Annotated in this window: 12 protein-coding genes; 9 read left to right on the plus strand and 3 right to left on the minus strand. The window is 49.9% G+C overall.

Features of this window, described 5'->3' with window-relative positions; genetic code table 11:
• Positions 1-269: 269 nt before the first annotated feature.
• The 5 genes from BLS62_RS09660 to gltX all read left to right on the plus strand — a co-directional run bounded on the left by BLS62_RS09660 (position 270) and on the right by gltX (position 7,011).
• Complete coding sequence (locus BLS62_RS09660; RefSeq protein ID WP_093179902.1) at positions 270-1,640, plus strand: class II 3-deoxy-7-phosphoheptulonate synthase; 1,371 nt, start codon at positions 270-272, stop codon at positions 1,638-1,640.
• A 168-nt stretch (positions 1,641-1,808) separates the two neighbouring features.
• The gene (locus tag BLS62_RS09665; RefSeq protein WP_208990785.1) at positions 1,809-2,333 is read left to right on the plus strand and encodes a response regulator; all 525 of its coding nucleotides are present in this window, start codon (positions 1,809-1,811) and stop codon (positions 2,331-2,333) included.
• A gap of 155 nt (positions 2,334-2,488) precedes the next feature.
• On the plus strand, positions 2,489-4,156 hold the full coding sequence (locus tag BLS62_RS09670) for an NAD+ synthase (protein ID WP_093188715.1): 1,668 nt from the start codon (positions 2,489-2,491) through the stop codon (positions 4,154-4,156).
• Positions 4,157-4,293: 137 nt separating this feature from the next.
• Positions 4,294-5,514, plus strand: a complete 1,221-nt coding sequence (locus BLS62_RS09675) for an MFS transporter (RefSeq protein ID WP_093179904.1) — start codon at positions 4,294-4,296, stop codon at positions 5,512-5,514.
• Between the two features lie 132 nt (positions 5,515-5,646).
• Complete coding sequence (gltX, locus tag BLS62_RS09680) at positions 5,647-7,011, plus strand: glutamate--tRNA ligase (protein ID WP_093179907.1); 1,365 nt, start codon at positions 5,647-5,649, stop codon at positions 7,009-7,011.
• Here the strand turns inward: gltX and BLS62_RS09685 are convergent.
• Entirely contained in the window at positions 6,974-8,044 is a 1,071-nt protein-coding gene (locus tag BLS62_RS09685) for a DUF2865 domain-containing protein (protein ID WP_093179909.1), read from the minus strand. The genes gltX and BLS62_RS09685 overlap by 38 nt on opposite strands.
• A 271-nt stretch (positions 8,045-8,315) precedes the next feature.
• On the opposite strand from BLS62_RS09685, the gene BLS62_RS09690 reads away from it, so the two are divergent.
• Entirely contained in the window at positions 8,316-8,783 is a 468-nt protein-coding gene (locus tag BLS62_RS09690) for a CreA family protein (RefSeq protein ID WP_208991145.1), read from the plus strand.
• A 350-nt stretch (positions 8,784-9,133) separates the two neighbouring features.
• Here BLS62_RS09690 and BLS62_RS09695 read toward each other — a convergent pair whose 3' ends face one another.
• A complete protein-coding gene (locus BLS62_RS09695; RefSeq protein WP_093179913.1) occupies positions 9,134-11,026 on the minus strand; it encodes a L,D-transpeptidase family protein in 1,893 nt (630 codons plus the stop codon).
• Between the two features lie 281 nt (positions 11,027-11,307).
• Here BLS62_RS09695 and cysS point away from each other — a divergent pair, with 281 nt between their 5' ends.
• From cysS to rarD, 3 genes are all read left to right on the plus strand, one after another.
• Positions 11,308-12,759 (plus strand): cysteine--tRNA ligase, encoded by a 1,452-nt coding sequence (gene cysS / locus BLS62_RS09700; protein ID WP_093179916.1) that lies wholly within the window; start codon positions 11,308-11,310, stop codon positions 12,757-12,759.
• Positions 12,760-12,970: 211 nt separating this feature from the next.
• On the plus strand, positions 12,971-14,575 hold the full coding sequence (gene cimA / locus BLS62_RS09705) for a citramalate synthase (protein WP_093179919.1): 1,605 nt from the start codon (positions 12,971-12,973) through the stop codon (positions 14,573-14,575).
• 103 nt (positions 14,576-14,678) lie between these two features.
• Complete coding sequence (gene rarD / locus BLS62_RS09710; RefSeq protein WP_093179922.1) at positions 14,679-15,620, plus strand: EamA family transporter RarD; 942 nt, start codon at positions 14,679-14,681, stop codon at positions 15,618-15,620.
• Between the two features lie 37 nt (positions 15,621-15,657).
• Here rarD and BLS62_RS09715 read toward each other — a convergent pair whose 3' ends face one another.
• Entirely contained in the window at positions 15,658-16,248 is a 591-nt protein-coding gene (locus BLS62_RS09715) for an LOG family protein (RefSeq protein WP_093179925.1), read from the minus strand.
• Between the last annotated feature and the right edge of the window lie 158 nt (positions 16,249-16,406).

The following is a 16,406-nucleotide window of genomic DNA, read 5'->3' on the forward strand; positions in this document are numbered from 1 at the left end:
ACATCTAACTATCAAAAGACACTTTTCTGGAACATCTTGTCATGAATATCGAGAAAATTGATGGATTCTGACAGCTCAATTGGGTTTTGAGCTATCCTCAAGCTTCTCTGACAAAACAACGTATACGTACCCCTAGTCAGATAAACGGGCGGCGTGTATAAGCCTTTCTGGGCATTTGTCGAAAAAAAGAGAATTGCTCGGAGCAACAATGCTGCTGCATAAGACGTATTGGGCGCAACAGCAGCTTTCCGTATTAATGGAGTTTTAAAATGGCGGAGAAATGGACACCGGATTCTTGGCGGTCAAAACCGATCGTGCAGATGCCGGACTATCCAGATAAGGAAGCACTGGCAGACGTTGAAAGTCGCCTCGCAACTTATCCGCCGCTCGTGTTTGCAGGTGAGGCGCGCAAGTTGAAAGCGCAGCTCGCTGATGTTGCCGAGGGGCGTGGATTCCTCTTGCAAGGTGGTGATTGTGCGGAAAGCTTTGCAGAGCACCACGCTGATCACATCCGCGACTTTTTTAGAGCGTTCCTGCAAATGGCTGTTGCTCTCACATATGGAGCTCAGCAGCCAGTTGTAAAAGTTGGCCGTATCGCAGGCCAGTTTGCAAAGCCTCGTTCTTCCAATATTGAGAAGATTGATGGCGTCGAGCTGCCAAGTTACCGCGGTGATATCGTCAACGATATCAACTTCAACGCTAAATCACGTGTTCCTGATCCACACCGTCAGATTATGGCATATCGTCAGGCTGCTGCAACGCTCAACCTTCTGCGCGCATTCGCGCAAGGTGGCTTTGCAAACCTTGACCATGTGCACCAGTGGATGCTGGGCTTCGTAAAAGATAGCCCGCAGGCGCACCGTTACCAGGAAATGGCTGATCGGATTTCCGACAGCGTGTCCTTCATGCGTGCATGTGGTGTCGATCCAGATAACACCCCCCAGCTGCGCTCAACTGATTTTTTCACCAGCCACGAAGCTCTGCTTCTGGGCTATGAACAAGCGCTGACCCGCATCGATTCCACCACTGGCGAATGTTACGCAACTTCAGGGCACATGCTTTGGATTGGTGATCGTACACGTCAGTTGGATCATGCCCACGTTGAGTTCTTCCGCGGTATTAAAAACCCGATTGGTCTCAAATGTGGTCCGTCTCTGGCACCAGATGAACTGATCAAGCTGATCGACGTTCTGAACCCGGAAAACGAAGGTGGACGTCTGACGCTGATTACACGTTTTGGTCATGACAAAGTATTTGACCATTTGCCAGCAATGGTGCGTGCAGTTGAACGCGAAGGTAAGAAGGTTGTTTGGTCATGTGATCCAATGCATGGCAACACCATTACCGCCAACGGCTACAAGACACGCCCGTTTGAGCGTATTCTGAAGGAAGTTGAATCCTTCTTTGCCGTTCATCGTGCAGAAGGTACACATGCCGGCGGTGTTCATGTTGAAATGACAGGTCGCAACGTGACCGAATGCACAGGTGGTGCACGCGAACTCTCAGCTGAGCAGCTGGGTGATCGTTACCACACCCATTGTGATCCGCGTTTGAACGCTGATCAAGCTCTGGAACTGGCATTCACAATTGCGGAAAATCTTCGCAAAGAGTCCGATGACCGGGTTGCTGTAAATAGCTGACTTTAGGCATTTATATAAAATTTACGATAAGGGGCTGTACATTGTGCAGCCCCTTTCTTTTGTGCTAGACAATGTGTGCTAGACACATAAAATGTAATATCCTGTCTTCAAAATTTGTTTAATTGTCTGACGAGGGTGTAGCCCAACATCGTCCTCAGGGAGAGTTCTTTGCTTCAGAGTGCTTCACTTCTATCAGGATATTCAGTTCTCATCGTTGATGATAACAATTACATGCGCTCGATCTTGAGAACGATGGTTTCAGGATTTGGGGTTAGGTCCATTTTTGAGGCAGCAGATGGTGCTGATGCGATTGCAATTTTGTTGGATCGCCGACCTGATATCGTTTTGTGCGACTGGATCATGCATCCTATTGATGGAAACGATTTTCTTCGTATCTTGCGGCAAGATCAGGATACCGACATTGCCAAGACCCCGGTCATTGTGATCACCGCAGACTCGCGCCGGTCGGTTGTCGTTGCTGCACGCAATGCGGGTGTAAATTACTTTCTCGCAAAACCAGTCGCCCCAGCCATGCTTTATGACCGACTAAAGGCAATCATCATGCAAGGGGATGAACCTATTCAGGCCAGGGATATGGCGCAAATGCCTATGGGGACACGCATCCAGCAGCATTTGGATGTCATGGCAAAGGCCAAGGAATCCGGGAAACTGCGCAAAAAGAACGCGGAGTGATCTGCTGGTCTGTGAATCCTTTGCTTTGCATTTCAAGTATGCAGTAGATGACCTTTTCTCCCCGCAAAAAACGCTGTACATGAATTGCTAAGCTATTCAAGTTCAAGAAAACAGGGCCAGCCCTTCCACCCATTGCAACCTGTGAAGTTTATATGATGATTAAAGACCAGTTTCGCTTGGCTGTTGTCCAAGCCAACCCTTGCCTTGGCGATGTTTCTGCAAATGCCGATATAGTTCGACACCACCGTGGCGTAGCTGCAAAGCAAGGTGCCGATCTGGTCCTTTTTTCTGAGCTGTTTCTGGCCGGGTATCCGCCAGAGGATCTGGTGTTGAAGCCAGCCTTTGTGGAAGCATGCAAACGCGAACTGGATGTTCTGGCCAGCGAGACGGCTGATGGTGGTCCAGCACTGCTTGTTGGTCTGCCATGGGCGCAGGATGGCAATCTCTACAACGCTGTTGCATTGCTGGACAATGGCGTTGTTGAAGGAATTCGCTTCAAGGCTGATTTGCCAAACTATGGCGTATTTGACGAAAAACGCGTATTCGACGCTGGCCCGAATCCCGGCCCGATGAATTTTCGCGGTGTGCGCATTGGTGTTCCGATCTGTGAAGACACATGGGCTGATGAAGTTTGCGAATGTCTTGCGGAAACCGGGGCGGAAATGCTTCTGGTCCCAAATGGCTCTCCCTATTACCGCGACAAAAACGATGAGCGTATTCAAATCATGCTGGCGCGTGTGGTGGAAACCGGTTTGCCGCTTGTGTACTGCAATCAGATTGGCGGACAGGATGAACTCGTGTTTGATGGAGCATCTTTCGCACTCAATCACGATCGGTCACTGACGTTGCAACTCAGCCAGTTTGCCGAGGACATCGGTTATCTTGATTGGCAAAAAGATGCGGATCAGAACTGGGTCGCGCAAAAGAGTAAAATCGTTGCTCTGCCGGAGACGCAAGAAGCTGACTGGCTTGCGTGTGTTCTGGGCCTCAAAGACTACACCAATAAAAACCGCTTTCCAGGTGTGGTTCTCGGTCTGTCAGGTGGCATCGATAGCGCAATCTGTGCTGCCATGGCTGTGGATGCTTTAGGTGCAGATCGTGTTCACTGCATCATGCTGCCCTTTCGTTATACCTCTGATGAAAGCATCAAGGACGCGAAAGCCTGCGCAGATGCGTTAGGTGTGAGATACGACACCATTCCGATCTCTGACCCTGTCGAAGGCTTCCAGAAAACACTGGAGCACGTCTTCGCAGGCACTGAGAGCGGCATTACGGAAGAGAACCTTCAGTCCCGGTCCCGCGGTGTGATCCTCATGGCTGTCTCCAATAAGTTTGGTGCCATGGTCGTGACAACAGGCAACAAGTCAGAAATGTCTGTCGGCTATGCAACCCTGTACGGCGACATGAACGGTGGCTTTAACCCGATTAAAGACCTCTATAAAACCGAAGTTTACCGCCTGTCCGACTGGCGTAACAAAAATCACCCTGCTGGTGTCATGGGACCCGCAGGTGAGGTTATTCCAAACAATATCATCGTAAAGGCACCGACTGCGGAACTGCGTGAAAATCAGAAGGATCAGGACAGCTTGCCAGAATATGATGTTCTGGATGATATTCTGCATTGCCTCGTAGAAGAAGAATTCAGCCTTGACGAGATTGCCAGTCGCGGCCACTCTATGCAAACCATCCATCGAATCGAACACCTTCTGTACATCGCAGAGTATAAGCGTCGCCAAGCTGCTCCGGGCGTAAAAATCACGCTGAAGAACTTTGGCCGTGACAGACGTTACCCAATCACAAATAGATTTCGGGATCGAACCTAGATTAGACATGCTGCTCCCAACGTCTGCCTGAACATAAGGGCAGTACGAAGCAACGCATATCTGGACTTGATCTCGAGTATTCCGGCGAGCAAGGTTGCTTTGCCTGAATCAATTTCTTCGTTTCTTAGGTTAAGTCCATGAATTTATTCGAATTTCTTCAGCGCAACCTGCGCTGGGTCGCAGGCGGTTTTCTGCTTGGCTTTGGCTCGAGTTTTGGCCAGACATTCTTTATTGCTCAGTTTTCTTCTCAAATCAGAGAGACCTACAACCTTTCCCATGGCGATTTCGGATCCATTTATATGCTGGCCACACTGGCGAGTGCTGCAAGCATCATCTACCTGGGTAAAATCGTTGATTATTATCGACCTGTTGTTGTTGGTTGCATCGCAATTGTCATCCTTGCCGGATTCAGTTTCTTAATGAGTTGGCATAACTCGATAATATTATTGGGTGTTTCTCTCTTTGGATTACGTTTGTTTGGGCAAGGTTTGTTACCACACACCTCACAAACAGCCATGTCTCGGTGGTTCCATGGGTCGCGCGGTAAAGCACTTAGCCTTGCCTCATTCGGTAATATGGCTGGGGAAGCATTGTTGCCACTGGCCGCTGTAAGTCTCATGGCAACCGTGTCATGGAGGGGGCTGTGGTCCGGCGCTGGCATTACGCTTCTTGTCGTGTTCCTACCGCTTGCATACCTGACCTTGAAGAAAGACCGCACACCGGAAAATCCACTGACCTCATCCGGTGTGAGCGGGCCATCCGTTAGCTGGACACGAAAGCAAGCCATGGCAGACTGGCGGTTTTGGGTGGTGATGACCGCAGTGCTGGCTGTACCATTCTTAGTGACTGGGCTCATGTTCCATCAGGTCCCCTTCATGGAAGCAAAGGGTTGGGATAAAACTGCCATACCATCCTACTTACCGATCTACGCAGCAGCCGGTGCCGTGTTCTCAATTCTGGCAGGTATGCTGATTGACCGCTTCTCTGCTGTGTCCTTGCTCCCACTTTCTGTCTTGCCGCTTGGTGTTGCAGTACTGGTGTTTGCGTTTGCGGGGGAGGAGTACTTCCTCGCTATCGGCTTTACCATCCTCGCAATCACTGCGGGTTCATGGGGTGCCATCGCCTCTGCTGTTCTGGCAGAGTTATATGGCACGGCGCATCTGGGCTCTATCCGAGCAATCTACTCAGCAATGATGGTGTTTGCATCCGCACTGGCTCCCGGCCTGATGGGGGTTCTACTGGATCGTGGTATAGAGCTGGACACACAATTTGCATTCTCCAGCCTCTACTGTTTCGGTTTGGGCTTGGTGCTATTTTTGGTTAGACCTTATCTGCAACTGGTCCGGTCTCCAGCGTGAAGATGCATTGAGATGCTATCTCGTAGCTAATTACCCTATAAAATCCGCGTGTGCGGACCAATGGTTGGTTGACCCATACCTGCGGACGCGATACCCGAATGACAACCTATGAATCGACGAGAAGGCTCAGCCATGAGTGTTACGGTACGCTTCGCGCCATCACCAACTGGCCACATCCATATTGGGAATGTGCGCCCGGCGCTTTTCAACTACCTCTTTGCAAAAAAGCAGGGCGGCAATTTTGTCCTGCGTTACGACGATACTGACGTTCAGCGCTCAAAAGAAGAGTATGCAGAAGGTATTGCAGAAGATCTGAAATGGCTTGGTATCAACCCTGATCGCGTTGAAAAGCAATCTGCACGCTTCGCGCTCTACGATACTGCTGCCGCCAAGTTGAAAGACGCAGGCCTTCTCTACCCCTGTTATGAGACACCTGAAGAGCTAGAACGCCGCCGTAACCGCGCGCGCGCTCTTGGCCGTCCTCCGGTTTATGACCGTGCTGCTCTTAAACTGACAGACGAGCAGATTGCAGAGTATGCAGCAGCAGGCCGTAATCCTCATTGGCGCTTTAAACTGCCAAACCATGCAGCAGGTGATGTGTTTGCACCTGAAAGAACTGAAGTCCATTGGGATGATGTAATCCGTGGTCGTCAGACTGTTGATCTGGCGTCTTTGTCCGATCCGGTTTTGATCCGTGCGGATGGCACATACCTTTACACGCTGCCATCCATTGTTGATGATGCTGATATGGGCATTTCCCATGTGATCCGCGGCGAAGACCATATCGCTAACACCGGTGTTCAGATTGCAATCTTCAATGCACTGGATGCAAAAGTTCCAGAATTCGGCCACCATAACTTGCTCACAACAGCATCAGGCGAAGGGCTCTCCAAGCGCTCTGGCGCCCTGTCTATCCGCTCGCTACGTGCGGAAGGCTTTGAGCCAATGGCTGTTTGCTCGCTTGCAGTGTTAACTGGCACAAGCCATGCAGTTGAGCCTGCCAAAAACCTGGATGCACTTGCAGAAATGCTGGACTTCTCAGGCGTTTCCAAATCAGCTGCAAAGTTTGACCCTGATGACGTTGGACACCTAACTGCAAAACTCGTCCATGCCATGTCCTATGCAGAGGTTGCAGAGCATCTCAAGGAAGCTGGTATCACCGGTGGCGAAGAGTTCTGGCAGGCTGTACGTGAAAACTGTTCCACCGTCGGGGATGTATCCAAGTGGTGGACGTTGGTTACGGGTCCAGTCGCTTCAGACGTTGCTGAAGAAGATCAGGAGTTCATCACACAGGCGCTCGCATTGCTCCCTTCTGAACCTTGGGACACTGCGACATGGGGCGAATGGACCAAAGCCGTGAAGGGCGAAACTGGTCGCAAGGGCAAAGGCTTGTTTATGCCTTTGCGCAAAGCGATCACCGGTCAAGCACACGGCCCTGATCTGAAAGATATGCTACCGCTTATTGGTCGGGAAAAAACTTTGGCCCGACTTTCCTGATTGGTCCCTTGCGGGGTTCAACTTCGCGAGGAACAAATTTCTTCTGAACGATGAGAGGCTCGGAGGTTTCGCTCTGGGCCTCAATTGTATTCAGGTCCTGACGCAGCTCACCCTCAGATGGAATCGCCGGATAGGTAGGCGTTGCGCCCGGTGTTAAGTCCTGAAGTTGTCCGCTGCCAATACCTTGTTCCAGAGACGGGATACTTGGGGCCAGATCAAGACTATTGGATGCAGCTCCTGACCCATCACAGGTACACGCAGGGTCGTTGGTCTGGCGGAACACGTAGGCATTGGCCAAAGAGCTGTAGGGCTGGCCAGCAAGGGATCTCATTTGCGCCGGAGTTTCCTGAGGCACTTGGAATACAAACAATTCCGTATCCTGACCGGGGCAGAGCGCCTGACAGATTTCCGTATCCTCAGCCAAATCTCCGGCATTGGAGTTTGGATTGATCGGGAAGTAATAGCCATCGCATTTGCGCACACACATGGTTGCAAATTGCTGATCGCCAGAAGAGAAACCGGCTGTAGAACGTGGCTCCAGTTGCAAAGGCTGCCCACCGAGCTGTGCTGGGGGCGCTAACTGATCAGTTGGTTGCTGAACTTGCTGATCTGAACGGTCGGAACAGTTAAGATCCACCAGTGCTTGACGCACTTCGTTGAGACGGTCTTGAACGACACTGGAATAGAGTTCCTGCTGGCGCTGGCTATCAAGATACGTCAGATTCTCATTCATTTGTTGCAAGGAAGAGCTGAGCTGCTGACATTGCGGCGGACCTAATGAACCATCACAACTGAAACTGGTCATCTGTGATTGGACATTGCGGATATGGATGAGTTGCTCCTCATAGGCGGTCTGCCAGCTGTTGGAAGCACCTTCGCTCTCAACTTGTTCTGAGAGTTCGACGAATTCGGCTTCAAGTCGGTCACAGACCTGCGGGCGTGCAAGACTGCTCTCCACCCAGATGAGGGAGACTCCCAGCGAGAGTGCAAGTGCAGCAGTGGGTCTGGTAGGGAGAATTCTGAAAAGGTTCATAGCCCGCAATCGTAAGTTTAGTGAGACAGTTCATAGAGATAAGTTATTCTATGTCGTTAATGGGGCAAAACCAAAGGTTTATGAGAGGTTTTGTAAAAAACGCAGCGTATGTAGCTGGTAGTTGCCCAAAAGCATCTTATATTCATGCAGAACCATTTGATCCTGTAATTGAAATGTAGGTGGAGGAGAACTCTTGAAAGTTTCTGCGCTCGGAAAATCTGTCCTGAAAGCATTTGGCATTATCACAGTAGCAACAGGGCTGGCATTGGGTATGCTTGGAACAGTGGCGCAGGCGCAAGAGCCTGACCTCATTTTCAAAAAATCTACTGTTTGGAAGCTTCTAAGTCCTGATCATAAGCTGGCAACCTATGCGCTGGATGATCCGGAAGTTGAAGGAGTTGCCTGTCACTTCACCATTCCTGAAAAGGGGGGCTTTTCAGGTTGGCTTGGCCTTGAAGAAGAGACGTCAGACGTGTCCCTAGCCTGCCGTCAGGTTGGTCCAATCAAGTTCAAAAGTAAATTTGAGCAGGGCGATGAAGTTTACAGACAAAGCCGGTCTTTGTTCTTCAAAAAAATGCGAATTGTTCGTGGATGTGATGCAAAGCGGAACGTGCTGGTCTATCTGGTTTATTCCGACAAACTGGTTGAAGGTAGTCCGAAAAACTCGACTTCAACGGTTCCAATCATGCCATGGGGCGATCAAATGCCTGAGAAATGCGCTGACTACCTCGATGAGTAGAATCTTGATTTAGGATGAACTCATTTCATGCAAAACAAAGGCTGCGATGTACGCAGCCTTTGTTTTATCAGCATATCCGTAGAATTTTATAGGGCTCCGCAACAGTGGCCAGCAAATTCAAACAGAGTTCATAGACAAGTAAATGGCAAGAAGAAGAATGGGACTTGAGATTATGCTTGCCACAATTATAGCCCCCAGAGCATGCTTCAGCATATTCAACCCCCGCTTGAATTATGAAACTGAGCTATTCTCCAGATATATTAGCATGATTAATTAAAGTTTTCACTAATAACGAGGCCCGTTTGCGCGGATGTGGCAAACCGCGCGGCTCCTACAAAGTTAAAATTCGCCTATCGCATTGATACCATTTTTGTTTTTGAATCTTCTTGCTTTTGTTGCAGAGCGGTCAAAATTACCTTGTCCTGCTTATAAATATCCTGTCGAAACTGCAGAGCGCCGTTTTCATCTGCAAAAGCCGTATAGTAACGTAGATGAACGGGAACCTTTTCAGAAAGGTTCAACCGGACAGTTTTGCCGCGCGCACGCAGGCGTTCCATTTTAGTTCGGCTATAGCCGGAAGGAGCCAGTAGCACTTCCCCAAACGTAAAGGGGTCTTGTAATCGGATGCAGCCATGGCTGAATGCACGTTGATCCTTATTAAACAGGCGTTTGGAGGGAGTGTCGTGCAAATAAATATTATACTTGTTGGGGAACATGTATTTGACAGCTCCCAGAGCATTCTTGCGCCCGGCATCTTGGCGAAGTTGATACCCAAACTTGCGCTTAGTCACCGAATTCCAGTTCACTGTGGTTGGGTCAACGCGCTTACCGTTTTTGTAAATACGAATACCGCTCCCTGACAGGGCTGAGGAATTACGCTTCAGCTTTGGAAGATATTCATCGGTGGCAATAGACCACGGAACACCCCATGTCGGATTGATCTCGGCATAGGCAAATTTATCTGAGAACAAAGGTGTCGCATTACGCGGCTTGCCGACCACGCTTCGGGTTTCATAAAGGACGTTGGTGCCCTCCATAATCCGAACCATTTGCTCCGCAATATTCACTTTAACATAGCGACCATCGGGTAGGGGATCATCCCAACGCATCCGCTCCAAATTCACGAGGATCTGATTGCGGCGGTCTTCAAGAGACATATTGAGGGCAGCCCGCGTTTGCTTGCCAATAATACCATCCACCATCAGTCCATTGAGCTGCTGGAAAGCTTTGACAGCTTCAACCATGTTCCCATCATAAAGAGACGCGATCACTTCTGTCTCAGAGGTGTCGGTATAACCGGAATAGCGTGACATATAGCCCTCGGCCTTGAGGCGTTTCATCAACTGGGATACGCGTGGTCCAGTATCGCCAGGCCGTATACTAGGCCCATCCTCAATATAGACGGGGTAATTGGAGTTGATCGCTTTGTTGTAGAGGACCAACTGTTGCTGCAAAATCTCATAGGACGGTGCTTCGGGCTTCAGGTCCGCGATCAAGCGCTCAACAGATTGTGTCGCCTCCAGCTGAGAAAGCATTTCCTCAAGCGTTGGGACGTACGGGTTGATGTAGACCTTCTTCAAAACCTTGGAAGGGGCAACAACGCCACCTGCCATATGCGCACTATAAATTGCAAAGGTACGGGTCAGTTGCAGCTCAACCAACGCAATGTCTCCTAGCTCAGCACTGCCATTGGAGGCTTCCAGAACATCAATAACGGAGGCCAGCTGGCGTACACCATAAGCTTGTGGATCAAGGCCATGCTTCTCGGCTTGTCGCAACTCGTCAATCAGTTGGTAAGCCAGTGCTTTAAGCGATGTACCCGCAAACCAAACAGGCTCGAAATTGCGTAAATCATAGGCTTTGGCTAGCGCACTCAGTTGCTCATTCGTGAAGCCGGCACTTTGATAGGAACCATCATCGCTCAGCAGAGTTTTGATCATCTGCGCCAGTTCGGAAAGCTGTGCCTCCGCAGGCATTACATCCAGATCAACCGGGCTAGTTCCAGCTGGTGCATGTGTTATATTGGTAGGAACCTGCTCGATGCTCTCAGGGGGCTGAATGATTTCATCCACGCCAACAGGCGAGGTTAAATCACTAGATATCTCTGGTACATCAGTCTCGCTAAAATTGAGCGGATCAAGAAGATCTTGAGAAGCCGCCGCATTGCCGGTCGCGCTGGAAGGCGAGCTCAGTCCAAACATACCCAAAGCTAGAAGGGTGGCAAAGATACTCTTGTGAGACACGTGGCAGCTTCCCTGTATTTTCTCAGTGGTTCCCGTAGAATTGCATCTTCCTATGGAAATTTTGTTTTCAGTTTAGTTAGAAACTTTTGTAATCCGGGATCACTATGGCTTGACCTGTAAGCCACAATCAGCGAAAAGCAATCTATGAAAACGGCGATGCACACTTCTTCTTGCACCATTATTATTTGCAGCTAGCGACAACGCTGGCTGTGGCCGTTCTATCCTGCTTGTATTCTGCGTGAGATGAACGCCCGGCCAGCTGGCCAGGAGACGAACCAGATATGAGCGCGGACACCACCCAAGCCGATAAAGGGCTTCTGCTCACCAATACCTTGACCCGCACAAAAGAAAAATTTGTGCCAATAGACGCGTCTAGCGTGCGTATGTATGTGTGTGGTCCCACCGTCTATGACTACGCACATGTTGGCAATGCGCGTCCTGTTGTAATCTTTGATGTTTTGGCTCGTTTGCTGCGTCAACTCTACGGCAAACAGCATGTGACCTATGTGCGAAATGTCACAGATGTTGACGACAAAATTAACGAGCGTGCTGCGCGTGAAGGCACCACCATTCGTGAGCTGACCAACAGCACTGTTGCACAGTACCATGCAGATATGGCTGCGTTGGGCGCTGAGGCTCCCGATATTGAGCCGCGCGCGACCGAACATATTGAAGAAATGAAAACCATGATTGAGACGCTCGTCGACAAAGGCTTTGCCTATGTTGCTGAAGAGCATGTTCTCTTTCATGTTCCAAGCATGCCGGAATATGGCAAGCTGTCCAACCGGACCCTTGATGAGATGATTGCAGGCGCCCGCGTTGAAGTGGCCTCCTACAAAAAGGATCCAACGGATTTCGTCCTGTGGAAACCATCCAAGGAAAAAGAGCCGGGTTGGGACAGCCCATGTGATATTGCAACACCGGGTCGTCCGGGCTGGCATATCGAATGTTCTGCAATGTCAGAAAAGCATCTGGGCAAGGTCTTTGATATTCATGGCGGCGGCATCGATTTGACCTTCCCTCACCATGAAAACGAGATCGCTCAGTCCAGATGTGCTCATGGCACACATGCTATGGCCAACGTCTGGATGCACAACGGTTTCCTTCAGGTGGAAGGCGAAAAGATGTCCAAATCACTGGGCAACTTCTACACTGTTCACCAGCTTCTGGACACCTATGAGGGTGGCGGACGTAAATGGTCCGGTCAGGCAATTCGGTATGCACTGCTCCAGACACAATATCGCCAGCCGATCGACTTTACGTTCAAAAGCCTTGCAGAAGGCGAAAAGCAGCTCAAACGCTGGATTGAACTGCTGGATAAGAACGGAGTAACGGCATCTGATGAGGCTGCCCCAGAACAAAGTGTTCTGGAAGGGCTTCTTGATGATCTGAACACGCCTCGTGCATTTGCGGCTATGCACAAACTGGCACGTGAAGCGCGTGGCGGTGATGTTGCTGCTGCACAAGGGTTAGCTAATTCTATCAAATTCCTCGGCTTTGATCTTGTCTCGTTTTCACAAGCTCAGGAAGAAGAAAAAGCTGAATCTGAGGTCTCTCCAGAGGCGCAAGCGGAAGTTGAAGAGCTAATCGTAAAACGTCTGGAAGCGCGCAAAGCGAAAGATTTTGCTGAAAGTGATCGCATCCGCGATGAACTGGTCGCAAAAGGCATTATGCTCAAAGACATGAAGAACCAAGAGACAGGCGAATTCGAGACCACCTGGACTTGGCCTTAAGACAAACGATTTTGGGCGAGTAAGCAGTTACCACAAGAACGCTTGAAGTAAGCTCCATGGTTCTGTGGTCTCTAACCGTCTAGGATCGCAAAGGTTTCTCAGGGCGCATATATGTGCCCTGAGAGTACATGCGGAGTGCCGGAGGAGGGCATCTGCAAATTTGAGGGGAAGCCGGAGCACAGCTTTGGGCAATAAGTAGGGTAGGCATACTATGACGAAGGACCGTCTGTATCTTTTCGACACGACACTGCGGGATGGGGCTCAAACCTCCGGCATTGATTTCTCCGTGGACGAAAAAATTGCCGTTACTGACTTATTGGAAAGACTTGGCGTTGATTACATCGAGGGTGGATACCCCGGTGCAAATCCAACGGATACACAATTTTTCTCTGAAAAAAGAACAACAAAAGCCATCTTCACCGCATTTGGCATGACCAAACGGGCAGGTCGCTCCATTGGGAATGATCCTGGTGTGCAGATGGTTCTTCAATCCGCAGCAGATGCGACGTGTTACGTCGCTAAAAGCTGGGATTACCACGTTGATGTTGCCCTCAAATGCACCAATGAGGAGAACCTAGAGAGCATTGCGGACACCGTAAAAGCCACAGTCACCGCTGGCAAAGAAGCGTTGATTGACTGTGAGCACTTCTTTGATGGTTACAAGGCAAATCCAGAATATGCATTGGCATGTGCGCAGACAGCTTTTGAAGCTGGCGCGCGCTGGGTTGTTTTGTGTGACACCAATGGCGGCACACTTCCCTATGAAGTGACAGAGATCGTTGAAGCGGTGAAACAAGTGGTCCCGGGGTGCAATCTGGGCATTCACGCACACGATGATACCGGCCATGCCGTTGCAAATACACTTGCAGCTGTGGTGGCAGGTGTGCGTCAGGTTCAAGGTACGTTAAATGGGATTGGTGAACGGTGTGGCAACGCGAACCTGATCACGCTGATCCCGAACATGCTCCTCAAAAAACCATATAACGATATGGTTGAACTGGGAATTAAGGTTGAGGATTTAACGAAACTAACAGTAATATCAAGAAGTTTTGACGAAATTTTGAATCGATCTTCTAACGTTCATGCGCCTTATGTTGGTGCGAATGCCTTCGCAACCAAAGCTGGTATTCATGCTTCTGCGATCTTGAAAAACCCAGACACATACGAGCACATTCCACCAGAGATGGTTGGTAACCAGCGCCGCGTACTGGTCTCTGATCAGGCCGGTAAATCCAACTTGATGAATGAGTTGGGGCGCCTTGGTGTAGCCGCTGAAAAATCAGACCCACGGATTGATCGTCTGTTGACTGAGGTGAAGGAACTGGAAGCGCAAGGATTTGCCTATGAAGCCGCTGATGCATCCTTTGAACTTCTCGCCCGTCGCCGGCTGTATTCAGTGCCAGATTATTTTGACGTCCTCTCGTACCGCACAGGTGTAGAGCGCCGCTATAATGCGGTTGGTGAGCGTGTCACAGTCTCTGAAGCTGTGGTGAAGGTTGAAGTTGATGGCGAGCACTTCATGTCTGTTGCTGAAGGCAATGGTCCTGTGAATGCGCTAGATCTGGCGCTTCGCAAGGATCTCGGCAAATATCAAAGCACGATAGCTGACCTCGCCCTGATAGATTACAAGGTGCGCATTTTGAATGGTGGCACCAGCGCGATCACACGCGTTTTGATAGAAAGCCAGAATAGAAAAACCGGGAAGCGTTGGTTCACTGTCGGTGTTTCAGAAAACATCGTAGATGCCTCGTTCCAGGCCTTGGTTGATTCTGTGCGCTACTGCATTTTAAAAGCAGAACAGCTGGAAACAGTTTGAAAATAGATATGGTCGCCTATGCTGCCGCCATATGACTAAATAAGTTTTTTCTTCTTGGCGTCAGACCTTCTGACGCCAAATTAATTTGTAAATTGAGGATATTATGAGCCAGTCAGCTTTTGCGACTGACCAGCAAAGCGCGCGCGAAGCGTTTAAAGCTGGCTTAATTGCAGCCCTTTCGGCCTACTTTATGTGGGGCTTTGCGCCGATCTACTACAAATTCACAGCAGATATGCCGGCAATCATCGTGATCTGCTACCGGGTCATCGGCTCTGTATTGTTCCTTGGTTCATTTCTGGGAGTAGGGTCATTGAGGCGAGAGGTGTGGGGTATCATTTGTGACTTCTCACGGCTGAAATACCTTCTGATCTCGGCATCCTTCATCAGCGTCAATTGGACGATCTTCATCTGGGCCGTGGAAACTGGTCGTGTGTTGGATGCAAGCCTTGGCTACTTCATCAATCCGTTGGTGAGTGTGGGGCTGGGTGTGATCTTACTTTCCGAACGTCTCTCAAAAGCTCAGGTCGTTGCATTGGGTATCACCGTTGCAGCTGTCATCTATCAAACCATACAGGTCGGCGAGTTGCCATGGGTATCCGTGGCGTTGGCGTTGAGCTTTGCGTTTTATGGCTTTGTACGCAAAAGGACACCGGTCGGCGCTGTTGCCGGCCAGTTGGTGGAAGTTCTCATAGTGCTGCCCTTTGCTTTGATTAGTCTTTGGTACTTTGCTGTGGCTGGGTCGGGAGGCATCTATCCGGCTATTCCGCTAGAAGAACCCCTCTTTTTAGCACTTCTGCTGTTTACGGGTGTGATAACGGCTATCCCGCTGGTGGTATTTGCATATGCTGCTCGGCGCTTGCCAATGGTCTACATTGGCTTCCTGCAATACATAGCACCTTCAATCCACTTCATTTGCGCCATTTGGCTGTTCGGAGAAGAGCTATCCCAGGGAAGCCTTTTCGCCTTCGGTATGATCTGGTTCTCTCTGATTATCTTCTCTGTTGATGGCATTGTAACAAAGCGCAGACAAGTAAAGCTCGCCTGAAGCAATGGCCGCTGAATTCAATCAGCGGCCAGCCAGCCTACATATCCTTGAGGTCTGGATTCTCAACTTTGCAGCCTTCGATGGCTTTGCAGAGTATGTCGACACACTGGGAGACATCACTTGTGATCTCATAGGTGATGTCGCTGTCTGGCCGAATGAAACCCAACCCTCTCATGTGGTTCAGTAACTCCACCAGAGGTGTCCAGAACTGGTCAAGGTTGAGCAGCAGCATAGGCTTGTCGTGCCTGCCGAGCTGAGCCCAGGTTAGCATTTCCACGAGTTCTTCAAGTGTGCCGATGCCGCCGGGCAGAGCGATGAAGGCGTCTGCTTTCTCAAACATGGTGCGTTTTCGCTCATGCATGTCCTGCGTCACGATCAGTTCGTGCGCTCGTTCCAGCATGACTTCCCGGTCCTTCAGGAACTCAGGAATAACACCGGTGACTTCTCCGCCGTTTTCAATAACTGTGTTGGCAAGAGCGCCCATAAGGCCAATGGATCCACCGCCATAGATAAGGCGAATCTCTTTTTTGGCGAGCAACTCGCCCAATTGTATTGCCGCTTGCTCAAAAAGGGGCAAATTTCCCGCGTTTGAGCCGCAATATACGCAGATGCTTTTCAAGGTTTTCATGGGTATTCTGTCGCATTAGGCTAAGGTGATCGTCAAGCAAAAGACGTAGAATGAAGTTAACTTCACCAACATGCGCAACTTGCCTGATAGAGTGCACCTTGCTCCCCGGGTTAAACATGTATAACAAACACGATTAAAGTCTGTCTCTGTAACTTTGT

The organism is Pseudovibrio sp. Tun.PSC04-5.I4 (assembly GCF_900104145.1).
Classification (GTDB): Bacteria; Pseudomonadota; Alphaproteobacteria; order Rhizobiales; family Stappiaceae; genus Pseudovibrio.